15 protein-coding genes are annotated in these 17,678 nt (G+C 63.6%); 7 read left to right on the plus strand and 8 right to left on the minus strand.

Annotation, left to right across the window (positions count from 1 at the left end):
- Positions 1–19: 19 nt before the first annotated feature.
- Positions 20–1,096 carry a multiple monosaccharide ABC transporter substrate-binding protein gene (chvE, locus tag C5P05_RS19140; protein ID WP_114971434.1) on the minus strand — a complete coding sequence of 359 codons (1,077 nt, stop codon included), beginning with the start codon at positions 1,094–1,096 and terminating at the stop codon, positions 20–22.
- Between the two features lie 147 nt (positions 1,097–1,243).
- On the opposite strand from chvE, the gene C5P05_RS19145 reads away from it, so the two are divergent.
- Positions 1,244–2,221 carry a LysR family transcriptional regulator gene (locus C5P05_RS19145; protein WP_114971435.1) on the plus strand — a complete coding sequence of 326 codons (978 nt, stop codon included), beginning with the start codon at positions 1,244–1,246 and terminating at the stop codon, positions 2,219–2,221.
- Positions 2,222–2,229: 8 nt separating this feature from the next.
- On the opposite strand, the gene C5P05_RS19150 is transcribed toward C5P05_RS19145, so the two are convergent.
- On the minus strand, positions 2,230–3,006 hold the full coding sequence (locus tag C5P05_RS19150) for an SDR family NAD(P)-dependent oxidoreductase (RefSeq protein ID WP_114971436.1): 777 nt from the start codon (positions 3,004–3,006) through the stop codon (positions 2,230–2,232).
- Between the two features lie 139 nt (positions 3,007–3,145).
- On the opposite strand from C5P05_RS19150, the gene C5P05_RS19155 reads away from it, so the two are divergent.
- The 6 genes from C5P05_RS19155 to C5P05_RS19180 all read left to right on the plus strand — a co-directional run bounded on the left by C5P05_RS19155 (position 3,146) and on the right by C5P05_RS19180 (position 10,933).
- On the plus strand, positions 3,146–4,870 hold the full coding sequence (locus C5P05_RS19155; protein WP_114971437.1) for an IlvD/Edd family dehydratase: 1,725 nt from the start codon (positions 3,146–3,148) through the stop codon (positions 4,868–4,870).
- On the plus strand, positions 4,867–5,766 hold the full coding sequence (locus C5P05_RS19160) for an SMP-30/gluconolactonase/LRE family protein (RefSeq protein WP_232834580.1): 900 nt from the start codon (positions 4,867–4,869) through the stop codon (positions 5,764–5,766). Before C5P05_RS19155 ends, C5P05_RS19160 begins: the two co-directional genes overlap by 4 nt.
- A 29-nt stretch (positions 5,767–5,795) precedes the next feature.
- Positions 5,796–7,415 carry a methyl-accepting chemotaxis protein gene (locus tag C5P05_RS35005; protein ID WP_114971439.1) on the plus strand — a complete coding sequence of 540 codons (1,620 nt, stop codon included), beginning with the start codon at positions 5,796–5,798 and terminating at the stop codon, positions 7,413–7,415.
- Positions 7,412–8,323 carry an aldose 1-epimerase gene (locus C5P05_RS19170; RefSeq protein WP_114971440.1) on the plus strand — a complete coding sequence of 304 codons (912 nt, stop codon included), beginning with the start codon at positions 7,412–7,414 and terminating at the stop codon, positions 8,321–8,323. Before C5P05_RS35005 ends, C5P05_RS19170 begins: the two co-directional genes overlap by 4 nt.
- 152 nt (positions 8,324–8,475) lie before the next feature.
- A complete protein-coding gene (locus C5P05_RS19175; RefSeq protein ID WP_232834581.1) occupies positions 8,476–9,738 on the plus strand; it encodes a YjgN family protein in 1,263 nt (420 codons plus the stop codon).
- A gap of 16 nt (positions 9,739–9,754) precedes the next feature.
- The gene (locus C5P05_RS19180; protein ID WP_114971447.1) at positions 9,755–10,933 is read left to right on the plus strand and encodes a M48 family metallopeptidase; all 1,179 of its coding nucleotides are present in this window, start codon (positions 9,755–9,757) and stop codon (positions 10,931–10,933) included.
- Between the two features lie 2 nt (positions 10,934–10,935).
- Here the strand turns inward: C5P05_RS19180 and C5P05_RS19185 are convergent, their stop codons facing one another.
- The 6 genes from C5P05_RS19185 to phbB all read right to left on the minus strand — a co-directional run bounded on the left by C5P05_RS19185 (position 10,936) and on the right by phbB (position 17,649).
- Positions 10,936–11,919 carry an aldo/keto reductase gene (locus tag C5P05_RS19185; protein ID WP_114971441.1) on the minus strand — a complete coding sequence of 328 codons (984 nt, stop codon included), beginning with the start codon at positions 11,917–11,919 and terminating at the stop codon, positions 10,936–10,938.
- Positions 11,920–12,015: 96 nt separating this feature from the next.
- Complete coding sequence (gene yjfF, locus C5P05_RS19190) at positions 12,016–13,020, minus strand: galactofuranose ABC transporter, permease protein YjfF (protein WP_114971442.1); 1,005 nt, start codon at positions 13,018–13,020, stop codon at positions 12,016–12,018.
- Positions 13,017–14,096 (minus strand): ABC transporter permease, encoded by a 1,080-nt coding sequence (locus tag C5P05_RS19195; RefSeq protein ID WP_114971443.1) that lies wholly within the window; start codon positions 14,094–14,096, stop codon positions 13,017–13,019. The genes yjfF and C5P05_RS19195 overlap by 4 nt, the downstream gene beginning before the upstream one ends.
- Entirely contained in the window at positions 14,093–15,640 is a 1,548-nt protein-coding gene (locus C5P05_RS19200) for a sugar ABC transporter ATP-binding protein (protein WP_232834582.1), read from the minus strand. The genes C5P05_RS19195 and C5P05_RS19200 overlap by 4 nt, the downstream gene beginning before the upstream one ends.
- Before the next feature lie 7 nt (positions 15,641–15,647).
- A complete protein-coding gene (locus C5P05_RS19205; RefSeq protein ID WP_114971444.1) occupies positions 15,648–16,613 on the minus strand; it encodes an ABC transporter substrate-binding protein in 966 nt (321 codons plus the stop codon).
- Positions 16,614–16,899: 286 nt separating this feature from the next.
- Entirely contained in the window at positions 16,900–17,649 is a 750-nt protein-coding gene (gene phbB, locus C5P05_RS19210; protein WP_114971445.1) for an acetoacetyl-CoA reductase, read from the minus strand.
- Positions 17,650–17,678: the final 29 nt, after the last annotated feature.

The raw sequence follows: 17,678 nt of genomic DNA on the forward strand, positions 1-17,678 counted from the left end.
TCGTCCTCAGTTCAAGCGTTTACTTCAGCTGCTCTTCCTTGATGTAGCCGCTACCCACCAGCACCGGCTTGTAGTTGGACAGATCGACACTGACCGGTTTCAACAGATAGGAGGGAACAATCTTGACCTTGTTGTTGTAGGTCTTGGTGTCGTTGATCTCGACTGTTTTGCCACTCATCATGGCGTCCACCATGTTGGCGGTGACCTTGGCCAGCTCGCGCGTGTCCTTGAAGACCGTGGAGTACTGCTCTTTGCGGATGATCGATTTGACCGACGGCACCTCGGCATCCTGGCCGCTCACAAAGGGGTAGGGCTGTCCGGCGCTGCCGTAGCCGACGCCTTTAAGCGAGGACAGAATACCGATGCTCAAGCCGTCATAGGGCGACAACACGGCATGCACACGGGCCTTGCCATAGTAGGCGCTCAGCAGGTTGTCCATGCGGGACTGGGCCACGGCGCCATCCCAACGCAGGGTGGATACCTTGTTCATGCCCAGCTGCTTGCTCTGCACCACCAGCTTGCCCTTGTCGATGTAGGGCTGCAACACGGACATGGCGCCGTCGTAGAAGAAGAAGGCGTTGTTATCGTCGGCCGAGCCGCCGAAGAGTTCGATGTTGAACGGGCCTTTGCCTTCTTTCAGGCCCAGGGCTTTCTCCAGCGACTGCGCCTGCAGCACGCCGACCTGGAAGTTGTCAAACGTGGCGTAGTAATCCACATTCTTGCTGCCCACGATCAGGCGGTCATAGGCCACGACCTTGACGCCCTTGTCAGCGGCCTTTTGCAGGGCATTGGACAGTGTGCTGCCATCAATCGCGGCAATCACCAGCACCTTCACACCTTTGGTGATCATGTTCTCGATTTGCGCCAGCTGATTGGGGATGTCGTCGTCGGCATACTGCAGATCAGTTTTGTAGCCCTTGGCGGCCAGGGCTGCAACCATGCTGTTGCCATCGCTGATCCAGCGCGTGGAGCTTTTGGTCGGCATGGCAACGCCGACCGTTCCCTTGTCTTGCGCATTGGCGACGGGCGTGCCCAAGGCGAAACCCAGCGTCAAGCCGGCGGCCAGCGCTTTGAGTGTTGTTCTACGTGATTTCATTATTTGTCTCCTGAGAGGAATTGCGGTGAACTCATTCATCTTTGCCTTTTCGGCGCAGAGCCCCGATGATACGGAATTGATTGATAATTTTCTAATACTGATTATTGGATTTGCCATGTCAGTTTTTAAATCAGGGAAAACCCGTAAATGACGAATTACATGCACTGGTTTCTGCGCGCCCGGCTCAAGACCCGGCAGTTGCTGCTGCTGGTCGCCATCGCCGAAGAGGGCAATATTCACCGGGCGGCGGAAGCCCTCAATATGACACAGCCGGCGGCCTCAAAACTGCTGAAAGACCTGGAAGAGGCGCTGGAGGTGTCGCTGTTTGAGCGTTTGCCGCGCGGCATGCGCCCGACCTGGTATGGCGACACCATGATCCGCCATGCACGCGTCGCCCTGTCCAGCCTGAACCAGGCGCACGAGGAGCTGGAAGCCGCCAAATCAGGCCAGTTTGGCCAGGTGAATGTGGGCGCCATTACCGCGCCCGGGCTCGCCTTGCTGCCGCCCACCGTGGCGCTCGTGAAGCGGGAACATCCCAATCTGCAGATTGCATTGCATATCGAAACCAGTGATGTGCTGATTGAGCGCCTGAATCAGGGCAAGCTCGATATCCTGGTCGCGCGCCTGTTTGCCCGGCATGACAAAACCGAATTGCGCTACGAAATGCTCACGGACGAACCGGTGTGTGCGGTCGCGCGCCCGGGCCACCCCTTGTTCAGCGGGCCCACACCGGGCTTGCGCGATATTGCGGAGGCGGGCTGGATTGTGCCCCTGGCCGGCAGCGTGCTGCGTCACCGCTTTGACCTGATGTTTCAGGAGGACGGACTGCAGGCGCCCACCAATGTCATCGAAACGGCATCCCTGATGTTCACCACCAAAATGCTGCAACAAAGTGACATGCTCAGCGTGGTGGCGACCGATGTGGCCCGCTACTATGCGGACCACGGCCTGCTGGCCATCTTGCCCATGGCGCTGCCCTGCCAGATGGATGCTTTTGGCATCATCACCCGCCGCGACCGCCTGCTGTCACCGGCCGCCAAAGTGATGCTGCGCTCACTCAAGACCACCGCGATCACCGTCTACGGCAAGACGCTGGACACGACCGCGGACGACGCCGCGCCCTGACTGGGCGCCTAGTTCCAGCCGGCGTCGACCTTGAACTCCTGCGCGGTGCACATGGCCGCGTCAGCCGAGGCGAGGAACAGCACCATGCGGGCGACATCCGAGGGCTGCAGCTTGTCGGGCAGGCACTGGTTGCGCTTGATTGCTTCTTCGCCCTCGGCGTTGAGCCAGAGCTTGATCTGGCGCTCGGTCATGACCCAGCCCGGCGACACCGTGTTGACGCGAATGCGGTCACGCCCCAGGCTGCCCGCCAAGCCCCGCGTCAGGCCATTCACCGATGACTTGGCGATGGCATAGCAGGGGTACTCGCTGCCCTTGGACTGCCAGCCGGTGGAGCCCATGTTGATGACCGAGCCGCCACCCAAGCGGCGCATGCCGGGCACGATGGCCTGGATGGCGAAAAAGGCCGGCCGCTGGTTGACCGCCATGCGCTCGTCCCAGTACTCGGGCGTGACCGATTCGATCGTGTGCCGGTCATCCCGCGCCACATTGTTCACCAGCGTCGAAAAATCCCCCAGCTCACGCGTGGCCTCTTCAACGGCGCCCTGCAGGGCCGCGACATCCCGAACGTCGCAGCTGCGCCACCAGGGCGCCGGGTGGCCGGCGGCGGCCAGGCGCTGCGCCAACGCGGCGCTTTCCGCCGCCGCGACGTCGACGAAAGCCACTTGGGCGCCCTGCTCGGCAAAAGCCGCCACGATGGCGGCGCCGATGCCGGTGCCGCCCCCGGTGATGAAGACGCGCTGGCCGCGCAAACTGGGGAATATGGCCAAAGCCGGGGTAGCAGTCATCGAGAGGTCCTTTGAGTAAAGTATTGCAAATTGCGTATGACAAAGATTAAATTAACTATTTTTCATTATCACTGTGCCTTGCTACGATGCGTTTTGTCAAGCCCCCAGGGGCCTACCCACCACGAAAGACGCCCGCACCATGGATTCCAAAAAACACCCTTTTCGCCGCAGCCAAGCCTGGTTTGGCAAGAACGACCGCGACGGTTTCATGCACCGCAGCTGGATCAAAAACCAGGGCTACCCGCACGATGAATTCGATGGCCGGCCGGTCATCGGCATCTGCAACACCTGGAGCGAATTGACGCCTTGCAACGGCCACTTTCGCGAACTCGCCGAGTTCGTCAAACGCGGGGTCTACGAGGCTGGCGGCTTTCCGCTCGAATTTCCGGTGATGTCGCTGGGCGAGACCCAGCTGCGCCCCACCGCCATGCTGTTTCGCAACCTGGCCAGCATGGACGTGGAAGAGTCGATTCGCGGCAACCCGATCGATGGCGTGGTGCTGCTGATGGGCTGCGACAAGACCACGCCCTCGCTGATGATGGGCGCGGCCAGCTGCGACTTGCCGACCATCGGCGTGTCCGGCGGCCCCATGCTCAACGGCAAGTTCCGCGGCACCGACATTGGCTCGGGCACCGGCGTGTGGCAGATGAGCGAGATGGTGCGCGCCGGTGAAATGACGCAGGAAGACTTCACCGCCGCCGAGTCGTGCATGCACCGCTCCAAGGGCAGTTGCATGACCATGGGCACGGCCAGCACCATGGCCAGCATGGTCGAGGCACTGGGCATGTCCCTGCCCGAAAACGCCGCCATTCCCGCCGCCGACACGCGCCGCAACCGGCTGGCGCAAATGAGCGGACGCCGGATTGTGGAGATGGTCAAGGAAGACATGCGCATGTCGCAGATCCTGACCCGCGAGGCGTTCGAAAACGCCATCCGCACCAATGCCGCCATTGGCGGCTCCACCAACGCCGTGATCCACCTGATCGCCATCGCCGGGCGCATGGGCGTCAAGCTGGACCTGGACGACTGGGACCGCCTCGGCGCCGAGGTGCCCTGCTTGCTGAACCTGCAGCCCTCGGGGAAATACCTGATGGAAGATTTCTATTACGCCGGCGGCCTGCCCGCCGTGATGCGCGAAATCAGGCCGATCCTGCACCTGAACTCGATCACCGCCAACGGTAAGACGCTGGGCGAAAACATTGAAAAAGCACCTTGCTACAACCGCGAGGTCATCAAGACACCGGATGAGCCCTTCATGAAGGACGCCGGCATTGCCGTGCTGCGCGGCAACCTGGCACCCGACGGTGCGGTGATCAAGCCTTCCGCCGCCTCCGTCCACTTGCTGCAGCACCGCGGCCGGGCCGTGGTGTTCGAGGACATCGAGGACTTCCACGCCCGCATTGACGGCGACGAACTCGACATTGATGAACACTGCGTGATGGTGCTGAAGAACTGCGGACCCAAGGGCTACCCCGGCATGGCCGAGGTGGGCAACATGCCGCTGCCGCCGAAAATCCTGCAAAAAGGCATTACCGACATGGTGCGCATCAGCGACGGCCGCATGAGCGGTACCGCTTACGGCACCGTGGTGCTGCATACCTCGCCCGAAGCGGCCGCCGGGGGTCCGCTGGCGCTGGTGCAAAACGGCGACATGATCGAGCTCGATGTGGCGGGCCGCCGCTTGCACCTGGAGGTGTCTGACGAAGAGCTGGCGCGCCGGCGCCTCAGCTGGAAGCCGCCGGTGCACCCGAACCGCGGCTACCAAAAGCTGTATGTCGAACATGTGCAGCAGGCGCACCTGGGGGCCGATCTGGACTTTCTGGTCGGCGGCAGTGGCGCGGCCGTGCCGCGCGAATCGCATTGAAGGCAGCGCCCAACATTCTGGGTACGCCGCAGTGCGTCTGGGCGGCCGGCGCGGTGCTGGGCGAAGGCACGCTGTGGTCGGTGCGCCACCAAGCCTTGTACTGGGTGGACATCCTGGGCCATCGGCTGCACCGCTTTCATCCGGAAACCCAGGCGCGGGACAGCTGGGCGTTTGAGGAAGAAATTTCCGCCGTGGCCGAGCGCGCCTCGGCGCCGGAGCTGCTGGTCACGCTGCGCCAGGGCTTTGCCTTTTTCAACCCCGACACCGGCGCCCTGCAGCGCCTGCACCAGCCCGAACCGGAGCGCAGCGGCAACCGCTTCAACGACGGCAAGTGCGACGCGCTAGGCCGCTTCTGGGGTGGCACCATGGACTTTGCCTGCGAGGCGCCAACCGGCGCGCTCTACCGTTTCACGCCCGAGGGCCAATGCACGCGGATGAGCGATGGCTACGCCGTGACCAACGGCCCCACCTGGTCGCTGGATGGCCGCACCATGTATTTCAATGACACGGTGCAAGCGCGCATTCACGCCTTTGACTTCGATCCGGTCGACGGCACGCTGGGCCATCGGCGTGTCTGGCTCGAATTCGGTCCCGACGACGGCTTTCCGGACGGCATGACCACCGACGCGGCCGGCCGCCTGTGGATTGCCCATTGGGGTGCCGCCTGCGTCACCTGCCACGAGCCGCTCAGTGGCGTCGAGCTGGCCCGCGTGACCTTGCCGACCCGCCACATCACCAACTGCGCGTTTGGCGGCACTGAGCTCAAGACCCTGTTCATCAGCAGCGCCAGCAGCGGCCTCAACGAACAGCAGTTGTTGGCGCAGCCCTTGGCCGGCGCATTGTTTTGCGTGGACGTGGACAGCCCCGGACTGCCCGCCCACCTGTTTGCCGGTTAACCCGCCCGCCTGTATTTTTGAAATAGCGCATGAAACTCAATAAGCTCCGGATTTCCACCCGCCTCTCAGCCGTCTTCGGGCTCTTGATGACACTGCTGCTGGGTATCGTCATGGTGGCGCTGCTGCAAATGAAAACGATGCGCGACGGCACCCTGGAAATTACCGACCACTGGCTGCCCGGTGTCGAAGTGGTGAGCGCCATGAAGACCGGTCTCGCGAACTTGCGCACCGATGAGACGCAGCACGTGCTGAACACCGACGAAACCGCGATGGCCAACATCGACAAGGCCATCGGTGAGACGCTTGCCGTATTTGAAAAAGACCACCAGGCCTATGTCGAATCCCTCCGGGGTGATGAAGAGAAAAAACTGTATGCCACTTTTGCCGCCGGCTGGAAGCAGTATTTGCAGACCAGCCGGCAAATCACCGACATGTCGACCAAGCGCGAGAAGTTTCCGGCCAGAAAACTGCTCGAAAGCGATTCGCGAAAGTCGTTTGACCGTCTGAATGCCGCGGTCAACCAGCTCGCCCAGCTCAAGCACCGTGGCGCTTTGAGCGCGAGTGCTGACAGCGCAGCAGCGTATGCGACGGCCCGCTACACCCTGCTCGCGGCCTTGCTGGCCGCGCTGCTGCTGGTCATCGTTGCCGCCGTGTGGCTGATTCGCTCCGTAACCATGCCCCTGCATCAGGCCGTGGCCGTGGCCAGGCAGATCGCGGAAGGTGAGCTTTCACGCCCCATCGAAGTGGACTCGACGAATGAAACTGGCCAGTTGCTCAGTGCCTTGCAGCGCATGCAGCAGAGTTTGGCGAAAGTGGTGGGCCAGGTGCGCCACGACGCCGAGCGGGTCGCCAGCGCCAGCGCCGAGATTGCGCAAGGCAACAACGATTTGAGTGCCCGCACCGAGAGCCAGGCCAGCGCGCTGGAACAAACCGCCGCCTCCATGGAGCAGCTCAGCGCCACGGTCAAGCAAAACGCCGCCAGCGCGCGCCAGGCAAATCAGCTCGCGATGAACGCCTCCAGTGTGGCCATCCAGGGCGGTGCAGTGGTGTCACAGGTGGTGGACACCATGAAGGGCATCAACGACGCCTCGCGCAAGATTTCCGACATTATTCAGGTCATTGACGGTATTGCCTTCCAGACCAACATCCTGGCGCTCAATGCGGCGGTGGAAGCGGCGCGCGCCGGCGAGCAGGGCCGTGGCTTTGCCGTGGTGGCATCGGAGGTGCGTTCCCTGGCCGGGCGCTCGGCCGAAGCGGCGAAAGAAATCAAGTCCCTGATCAACGCCAGCGTGGAACGCGTGGCACGGGGCACTAGCCTGGTCGATCAGGCCGGCACCACCATGACCGAGGTCGTCAGTTCCATCAAACGCGTCACCGACATGATGGGCGAGATCAGCGCCGCCAGCAGCGAGCAAAGCCAGGGCGTGTCGCAAGTGGGCGAGGCGGTGACGCAGATGGACCAGGCCACCCAGCAAAATGCGGCGCTGGTGGAAGAGATGGCGGCCGCCGCCAGCAGCCTGCAAACCCAGGCCCACGACCTGGTGCAGGTGGTGGCTATCTTCAAGCTGGGGGAGCCACCGGCCACCTTACTGCATGCAGACTTCGCCAGCCCGCCGCGGCTGATCCCTCATTTTTCTGAATTACCATGACACAGATTCACACCATTCACTGGCTGCGGCACGCGGGCCAACAACTCGGGCTGGTGCCCAGCCTGGGCGGCGGCGTGGCCGCCTGGCAACTGGCGCGTGAACAAGGCCTGCTGGACCTGTGGCGCCCCTGGGATGGCCACAACACCGACCTGTATTCCCTGGCCTCGTTCGCCATGCTGCCGTGGTCCAACCGCATCAGCGCGGGTGGTTTTGAGCACAACGGGCAAAACCATCCCATGGCGCCCAACCGTGTGGGCGAGCCCTACCCGATCCATGGCGACGGCTGGCTGCAGCCCTGGGCCTTGACCCAGCCGGCACCGGATACGCTGGTGATGCGTCTTGAGTCCCACCACTTTGACGACAACCCCTACGACTACCACGCCACGCAGACCTTCCAGTTGCGCGAAGGCGGGCTGGACCAGACCGTCAGCGTGACCCACCTGGGGGAGGCTCCGCTGCCTTACGGACTGGGGCTGCACCCCTGGTTTCCGCGCACCCCACAAACCCGGCTGCAGGCCGCCGTGCAAGGGGTGTGGCTCAGCGGCGCGGACCCCCTGCCCACGGCCCACACGGCGGATTTCCCCGCCACCTGGGACCTGAACCAGGGCATGGATGTGAACGGCACACTGGTCGACAACGCCTTCACCGGCTGGTCCGGTCTGGGCCGCATCGACTGGCCCGAGCAGCAACTGCAGTTGGAGATGCGCGTGCCCGACATTCACGACCGCGGCCAGGACGACGGCTATTGCCTGCTGTACCGCCCGCCAGCGGGGCCAGCCTTCTGTTTTGAGCCCGTTACCCACCCCATTGATGCCTTCCACCAGCCGGGCCAGCCCGGCTTGCGGGTGCTGCGCACCGGCGAGAGCCTGAGCCTGCGGGTGCAGTGGCGTTTTCAAACCACCAGTTGAAGTCGGCCAGGCACGGAATCGCGGAGCTGTCATTTTTTTGCTCCCATATCAATAGCTGCATGCGCTCTATACACGAGGGCTAGAGGCTGATTCTTCTTAAAATACTGCCTCAGCCGCCGCTGCTACACTGCGCGGCAATCAGGAGGGAGTCCATGGGCCATCAAAATTCAGACGACGCAGCCGGGCTGATGTCGTCTTTCGTCTCACAAAACATCGAAGCGCACCCGCTCGAATTCACCGGTCGCGGTGCTGAGTATTTCCGGGTGTGGATTGTCAATGTGCTGCTCAGCATTGTCACGCTGGGCTTTTACACCCCCTGGGCGCGTCGGCGCACGGCGCAGTATTTCTATGGTCACACACTGGTGGCCAACAGCCCGCTTGAATTCACCGCGCAGCAGCGCAAGATGGTGATGGGCTTTGTGATGCTGGTGCTGATCACGCTGGCCTACAACCTTGCCGCCAATACAGGCCAGGACGCTGCGGTGGCGGTGTTTTTGCTGGCCGGCGCCGTGCTGGCGCCGTTCATCTGGGGCAGCGCCATGCGCTTTCGCCTGAGTGCCACACGCTGGCGTGGGCTGCGTCTCCAATTCACCGCAAGTTGGCGCGAGGTCTACACTGCCAGTTGGCCGGTGTTTGCGTTGGCGCTGCTCTGGATGGGCCTGATGTTCGGGCTGCAGGCGCTGGCGCCCGAAGCCGCACAAGCGGTGCAAGCGCTCGGCGGTGATGCGCCGCGCAAGCCCCTGCCGCCCATCACGCCCGCCATGGTGGGCCTGGTCGTGCTGGGTCTGGTGTTGTCGGTGTTGTTCTTCATCCGCCTCGAATACAACTTCAAAAGTCTGCTGGTCTTGCGCGCACAGGTGGGCGTGGAGCCTGGCCGCTGGAAGCCGGTCTACATGGATTTTGTCAAGGTCTGGCTGGCCACGGTGGCGGTGTTCATTCTGTGTGTGCTGGGCGTTGGCGTGCTGCTGGCCGCATTGGTCGGCAGCTCTTTTGCACTTATCGCCAGCCTGACGAAAGGCCTGGGCATGTGGCTTTTCGTGATCATTGCCGTGGCCATCGTGGCGGGCATCTTTTTGCTGTTTCTCGCTTCCGCCCCGGCCCGTGCCTACCGCGAAGCGCGCATGTTCCAGCTCATGTGGAACAACATCGGCCTGAGCCAGGTCGCCCGTTTCAAATGCCGCCTGCGCACCCGCAGCTACGTTCTGCTGCGCCTGAAAAACATGCTGTTCACCCTGCTCACGCTGGGCCTGTACCGCCCTTTTGCGCGGGTCAATGAATACCGCATGAAGGTCGAATCGGTCACGCTGCACGTCAAGGGCGGCGTCGGCCAGGTCGCGGGCGCCATGGTGCGACAGCAGCAAGGCGGCGTGGGCGATGCCCTGGCCGACGCCGTCGGGCTGGACCTGATTGGCTGACGCCCCCGACCGCGCCATGTCGGCCACCACCCCCGCCAAGGGCACTGGCGCGCTGGTGCCGGCGCGCTGGTTCGACGGCTTGAGCAGCCAGGCCCGCCCGGTGCTAGCGGGCCTGCGACCCACCTCCACCGGTCCCTCGCTGCTGTTGCATCCGCTGGCGCAGCCCGGTGCGGCGCCGACCGAGTTCACCTGGGCGCAGGTCGGTTGGCCCGAAACCTGGCACGCGCGCCGGCCCCAAGTGCGCGTGGTGATCGATCTGCGCGAGCACGGCAGCCTGGAGATTGACGCGGTGGCGCAGTGGCATGCCGCGCTGGCCGGCGCAGGCGCGCGCCCGGGCCTGGCCCAACGCATGCAGACCCACTGGCCGGTGCTGCTGGGCGTGCTGCTGGCCGCCGCCATCGGCCTCACGCTGTTCTACCGTTACGGCACGCCCTGGGCGGCGACCCAGCTCACGCGCCATGTGCCGCTGTCGTGGGAAACCAGCGTGGCACAGAACGCGTTGCAGCAAATGGACGAGGGCATGCTCAAGCCCAGCAAGCTGCCATCTGAGCGCCAAGCGCAGTTGCGCGCGCGGTTTGATGCGCTGGTGCAGCAAACGCCGCCCTCGCTGCAACGCTACAGGGGCTACACGCCCAAGCTCACGCTGGCCTTTCGCGCCGGCATGGGCGCGAATGCGTTTGCGCTGCCGGGCGGCACCGTGGTGATGACCGACGCACTGGTGAAAGCCGCCGCCAGCGAAGGCCTGGACGACAACGCGCTGGTGGGCGTGCTGGCCCACGAAGTCGGCCATGTGGTGCATCGCCACACCACGCGCATGGTGGTGGAGCAGGGCGTGCTCAATGTGGGCCTGGGGCTGGCATTGGGCGATGTGTCGGGCATTCTGTCCACCGGTGGCTCGTTGCTGACCGGCCTGGCCTACCAGCGCAACCACGAGCGCGAGGCCGACTGTTTTGCCATCGCCCTCATGGGCCACGCCGCCTTGCCCACGGCGCCCATGGGCCGCTTGCTGCTGGCGATGGCGCGCGATGAAGAACACGAGAAAGGCAAAGACGGCGCCGGGAAAAACGCCGCGACACCAACCAAGACCCAAGAGAAATCAAACCCCTTGTGGTCCCTGCTCAGCAGCCACCCCGACACGGTGGAACGCGCCACCGAACTGGAACAAGGCCACGCGCCGCAGTGCCCGAAAGGGTGAGCCTACCAGCGCTGGTGCACCAGCGGCTTGGCAAAGCGCGCGTAAATATCGGCCAGCGCCTGCAGCGTGGCATCGGGCAGCGCCGGCAGGTCGGCCGCGACCACATTGTTGGCCACCTGGTCGGCGCGCTTGCCACCGGGGATGGCGCAAGTCACCGCCGGGTGCATCAGAATCCAGCGCAGCGCCATTTGCGCCATGCTCTGGCCTTCAGGCACCAGGGCTCGCATGGCCTCCACGGCTTGCAGGCCGACCTTGAAATCCAGCCCCGAGAAGGTCTCACCGCGGTCGAACGCCGCGCCTTCGCGGTTGAACAGGCGGTGGTCGTCCCCTGCAAAAGTGCTCTGGGCACTCATCTTGCCGCTCAGCAAGCCGGAGGACAGCGGCAGGCGCGCCAGAATGCCCACGCCGCGCTTTTGCGTTTGTTCAAACAGCAGCTCGGCCGGGCGCTGGCGAAACAGGTTGTAGATGATTTGCACGCTCTGCACGCCGGGGAATTCGATGGCCTTGAGCGCTTGTTCCACCTTTTCCACGCTCACCCCGTAGTGGCGCAGCTTGCCCGCTTGCACCAGCTCGTCCAGCACGGCAAATACCTCGGGCATGTAAAACACCTCGGTGGGTGGGCAGTGCAGTTGCAGCAAGTCGATCGCCTCGGTGTCCAGGTTCAGCAGACTGCGCTCGACAAAGGCGGTGAGGTTCTCGCGGTTGTAGCCGGCTGCCACATGGGGATTGAGACGGCGCCCGGCCTTGGTGGCCACGTAGAAGGGCTCGCCGCGTTCGCGGCGCAGCTGGGCCAGCAGGCGCTCGCTGCGGCCGTCGCCGTAGACATCGGCGGTATCGAAGAAGTTCACGCCCCCGTCCAATGCGCGGTGCAACGCGCCCATGGAGTCGCTGTCTTGCACCGCGCCCCAGGTGCCACCAATGGCCCAGGCGCCAAAGCTCACGCTTGAGATGTTCCAGCCGGTACGGCCCAGAGGTCTGTATTGCATACGAATCCTTGCGCAAAAAATCAGCTGCGAAATCGCTATATATTTAATAGCTATTAGCGCTTATTGCACGGGGGCTAGAGGCCAATTTAATATAAATCAGCCTGACTTGCGCCCGCTCTCGAACACCCGCTGCAGCACGCAAAACACAAACAGCAAGGCACCAATCACAATGCGCGTCCACCACGAGCTCAGCGAGCCATCAAACATGATGAGTGACTGGATGATGCCCAAAGTCAGCACGCCAAACAAGGTGCCCAGCACATAGCCGACACCGCCACTGAGCAAGGTGCCGCCAATCACCACGGCGGCAATGGCATCGAGCTCCAGGCCGACGGCGTGCAGGCCGTAGCCCGACAGCATGTAGAAGGTAAACACCACGCCGCCCAGCGCCGAGCAAAAGCCGCTCGCGGTGTAAACCAGCACCGTGGTGCGCGCCACCGGCAGGCCCATCAAGGTGGCGGAGTGTTCGCTGCCGCCCATGGCGTACACGGTGCGGCCAAAGCCGGTGTGGTGGGCCACAAACACGGCCACGGCCAGCACCACCAAAGCCAGCAGCGCGCTGAGCGACAAGGCAGCGCTCTCGCCCCACAAGGGAATACGCATCTGGGCCAGCGCCGTGTAGGCCTCGTCGGTGATGCTGATGGAATCGATGCTGATGAGGTAGCACAGGCCGCGCGCCAGGAACATGCCGGCCAGGGTGACGATGAAGGGCTGCAGGCGAAAGCGCTGGATCAGCCAGCCCATGCAGGCCCCGAACAGCGTGCCCATGGCCAGCACCAGCGGAATCGCCAGCCACAGGCTCCAGTGCTGGCGCTCCACCAGTGCCGCCAGCACCATGGTGCTGAGCGCCACCACCGAACCCACCGACAAGTCAATGCCACCGGCCAGAATGACAAAAGTCATGCCGACCGCCACGATCACCAGAAAGGCGTTGTCAATCAGCAGGTTCAAAAACGCCTGGGCCGAGAAAAACCCGGTGTAGGACACCGAACCAAACGTGGCCAAGGTCAAAAACAGCGACACCGTGGCCGCCAGCGGCAGGTATTTGGGCGCCAGCCGCCAGCGCCCGGCGGATGCCGTCTGCAATGCGTACTGGCTCATGCCTGACCTCCCGCCGCCGGACGCACCAGCCAGCCGCGCACGGCCCGGCGAAACTCGGCCGATTGCAGCAGCATCACGACAAACACCACCGCCGCCTTCACCACCAGATTGATCTCGGGCGGCACGCCAATGGAATAGATGGTGGAAGTGAGCGCCTGGATGATGAGCGCCCCCAGCAGGCTGCCACCCAGGCTGAAGCGCCCGCCCGTGAGCAGGGTGCCGCCCAGCGTGACGGCCAGGATGGCATCGAGCTCCATCAGGTTGCCGGCGTTGTTGCCGTCGGCGCTCTTGACGTTGGAGCTGATGATCAGGCCCGCCACCCCGGCGGTCAGGCCGCAAAAGGCATAGACGCACACGGTGATCAGGCGCTCACGCACGCCGGCCAGCCGCGCCGCCGCCGGGTTGATGCCGATGGCCTGGATGAACAGGCCCAGGGCGGTGCGGGTGAGCACCAGATGCACCGCCAGAAATACGCCGGCGGCGATGAACAGCGCAAACGGCAGGCCCCACAAAAAGCCGTTGCCAATGTAGAAGTAGGGCGCGTAGTACACGGTGACAATTTGCCCGCCCGTCACCAGCTGGGCAATGCCGCGCCCGGCCACCATCAGGATCAGGGTGGCGATGATGGGCTGCAGGCCGATTTTGGCCACCAGCAAGCCGTTCCACAGACCGCAGGCCAGCGCCACCAGCAGCGCGCAGCCAATCGCCAGCGGCATCGGAAAGCGGCTCACATGCGTGGCCACGCCGTTGTTGATCACCAGCGTGCCGCCGATCATCAGCGCCGCCACCGAGGCGCTGATGGCCACCACCGCGCCGACCGAGATGTCGATGCCGCGCGTGGCAATCACCAGCGTCATGCCCAGCGACACCAGCATCAGGGGCGCTGCGCGGTTCAGGATGTCGATGAGGCTGCCGTACAGGTGGCCGTCGCGCCACTGCAGCACCCAGAAACCGGGGTTCAGGCTGGCGTTGACCGTCAGGATCAGCGCCAGCGTGACGAGCGGCCACAAAAGCGGATGCGCCTGCACGCGCTTCCATAAAGTGGGTGCCGGCAGCGCGCCTATCAGCGTGCTCATGCCTGCCCCGCAATCATGGCGTAGACCGCGTGCTCGCTGCTGCCGGCGGGCAATTCGCCGACCTTGGCGCGGTCGCGCATGACCACAATGCGGTCGGACACGCGTACCACCTCGTCCATCTCCGAGGAGATGAACAGCACGGCCATGCCCTGTTTTGCCAAGGCCAATATTTCGTTCATGATTTCCTGTTTCGCCGCGACGTCGATGCCGCGCGTGGGTTCATCCAATATGAGCAGGCTGGGCTGGGTGGCCAGCCAGCGCGCCAGCACGGCCTTTTGCTGGTTGCCTCCGGAGAGCTGGCCGATGGGGGTGTCGATGTCGGCCGTTTTGATGCCCAGCGCTTTCACATAGCGCAGCGCCAGGGTGGCCTGCTGGGCGCGGCTGATGCAAGGCCATAGGCCCTGGCGGGCTTGCAAGGCGAGCGCGATGTTTTCGCGCACCGAGAGCTCGGCAACAATGCCCTCGGCCTTGCGGTCTTCCGGGCACAGGCCCAGCCCCAGCCGGATGGCGGTGGCCGGTGAATCCATGCGCACCGTGCGTCCGGCAATGGAAATCTCGCCCGCGTCACTGCGGTCCAGACCAAACAGCAGGCGCGCCAGCTCGGTGCGCCCGGAGCCGAGCAAGCCGCCCAGGCCCACCACCTCGCCCCGGCGCAGCGCCAGGTCCAAAGGCTTGACGTGGCCGCGCCGCGCCAGCCCACGCGTCTGCAGCCAGTCCGGCGCCGGTGCGCTGGCTTGCAGCGGTGCCGGCGGGGTAGCGGCCGTCGCCACCAGCTCGCGGCCCACCATGGCGGCAATCAGGGCCTTGTGGCCGAGCTCCGCCGCCGGGTATTCACCCACCAGCTCGCCATTGCGCAACACGGTGATGCGGTCGCACAGGGCGTAGACCTGGTCCAGAAAGTGGGTCACAAACAGGATCGCCATGCCTTGGTCGCGCAGCTGGCGCAGCACGCCGTACAGGCGCTCCACTTCCTCGTCGTCCAGGCTGGAGGTCGGCTCGTCCAGAATCAGCACCCGGGCCGAGATACTCAGACCACGGGCAATGGCCACCATCTGCTGCACCGCCACCGAGTAGCTGGACAGCGTTTGCGTGACGTCGATGCTCAGATTGAGCCGCGCCAGCAAGGCCTGCGCCTCGCGCTGCATGCGCGGCCAGTCGATGGACCAGGCGCCCTGCAGGCCGCGGCGCGGGTAGCGGCCAGCAAAAATATTCTCGGCCACCGAGAGGTTGGGGCAGAGGTTGACCTCCTGGTACACCGTGCTGATGCCCAGGCGCTGCGCCTCCAGGGGCGAGGCGGCGTTGATGCGCTGGCCGCCCAGGCGCATCTCGCCCTGGTCGGCCCGGTACACACCAGTCAGCACCTTGATAAGCGTGGATTTGCCGGCGCCGTTTTGCCCCATCAGGGCGTGTACCTCACCGGCGTACAGGCGCAGGTCCACGCCGCGCAAGGCGTGGACCGCACCGAACTGCTTGGCCACGCCCGAGAGCGCCAGCACCGGCACGTCCGGCGGCGCACCGGCGGCCTGGTTCAGGTTGGTCAACAAGACCGTATCAGTACTTGCGTGAAGGAAATTCCTTGGCCGCCACTTCCATCGGGAAGATGCCTTCCTGCGTCACGATGCGCCGCGGCAGGGTTTTGCCCGCCACCAGGTCCTTGACGGCGGACATCAGCTGGGGTCCGAGCAGCGGGCTGCATTCCACCGACACGTCCATCTTGCCGGCAATCATGGCTTCGAACGCGCCCTTGACGGCGTCCACCGAAATGATGGTGATGTCCTTCACCGGCTTCAGGCCGGCTTCCTCGATCGCCTGGATGGCGCCGATGGCCATGTCGTCGTTGTGCGCGTACAGCACATTGATCTTCTTGCCTTCCGCCTTCAGGAAGGCTTCCATCACTTCCTTGCCCTTGGCGCGCGTGAAGTCGCCGGTTTGCGAGCGGATGATCTTGATGCGCGGCTCGGCCTTGACGATTTCCTCAAAACCCTTCTTGCGGTCGATGGCCGGGCCGGAACCGACCGTGCCCTGCAGCTCCACCACGTTGACGTCGCCCTTGGTGTTCTTCACTTTTTCCAGCAACCAGCGGCCGGCCTTGCGACCTTCCTCGGTGAAGTCGGAACCCATGAAGGTCACGTACAGCGAGGTGTCCTTGGAGTCCACCGAGCGGTCGGTCAAGATGACCGGAATCTTGGCGGCCTTGATTTCCTTCAACACGGTGTCCCAGCCCGATTCGACGACGGGGGCGAAGGCAATCACGTCCACCTTTTGGGCGATGAAGGAGCGCAGCGCCTTGATCTGGTTTTCCTGCTTTTGCTGGGCGTCGGAAAACTTCAGGCTGATGCCTTCCTTGGCTGCGGTGTCCTTGATGGAGTTGGTGTTGGCCGTGCGCCATTCGCTCTCGGCGCCGATCTGGCTGAAGCCCAGCACGATTTTCTTTTGCGCCCAAGCGCTCAGCGGCGTCGCCAGCACCAAAGGCGTCGCCGCCAGTGCGGCGATCAGGGTACGTCGGTTTTTCTTCATCAAAGTCTCCTCAAGCAATGCAGTGAACGGGCAAGAAACCATTGAAAGCCGCCCGTGTTCGGTCTCTCAGTCGAAGCCAGGACCCTGCCAGAAATCGGCTGCGCCCTGCTCCTGTCGGCGGATGATACGGAGCGCAAGCATATAAATCCAATAGATATTTCGAGACTATTGATACAAAAATCTGGATTGGCAAAAACCCTGATAGCCGACTCCCATGAGGATGAAAACACTGTCAAGAAACCTGCTGTCCCGCCCTGGTGTCACGATTGCAATCTTCGTATGGCCCTCACTGCATGTGCTGACCGCCATTGATGGCGATATTGGCCCCGGTCACAAAGGCCGCTTCCTGCGATGCCAGGTAGATGATCAAACCCGCCACTTCCTCGGGCTTGCCCAGGCGCCCGACCGGAATGTTGGGCAATATCTTGGAGTCCAGCACCTCTTGCGGAATCGCCGTCACCATCTTGGTGCCGATGTAGCCGGGCGAGATGGTGTTGACGGTCACGCCCTTCTTCGCCACTTCGAGCGCCAGCGCCTTGGTGAAGCCGTGCACACCGGCCTTGGCGGCCGAATAGTTGGTCTGGCCAAACGCCCCCTTGGAGCCGTTGACCGAAGACACGTTGATAATGCGGCCCCAGTTGCGCTCGACCATGCCATCGGCGACCTGCTTGCTCATGTTGAACAGGCTGTCCAGGTTGGTGCGCAGCACCGCGTCCCAGTTCACCTTGTCCATTTTCTTGAAGGTCATATCGCGCGTGATGCCGGCGTTGTTGACCAGCACGTCGATCGGACCGAGCTGCGCCTGCACCTGGGCCACGGCACCGGCGCAGAAATCGATGTCGGTCACATCGCAGGGCACGGCCAGGATGTCGTAGCCGTTGCCCTTCATCTGGGCCACCCACTCGGCGTGTTTGCTATTGCCGGGCGAGTAGGTCACCGCGACTTTGTAGCCGGCATCGACCATCTTGGTTGAAATCGTCTCGCCCAGGCCGCCCATGCCGCCGGTGACCAGAACCACGCGTGTTGCTTGTGTCATGTTTTGTGTCCTTTTTCTGTTTGCTGTTT

The sequence above is a fragment of the Rhodoferax ferrireducens genome (genome assembly GCF_003347515.1).
GTDB lineage: Bacteria > Pseudomonadota > Gammaproteobacteria > Burkholderiales > Burkholderiaceae_C > Rhodoferax.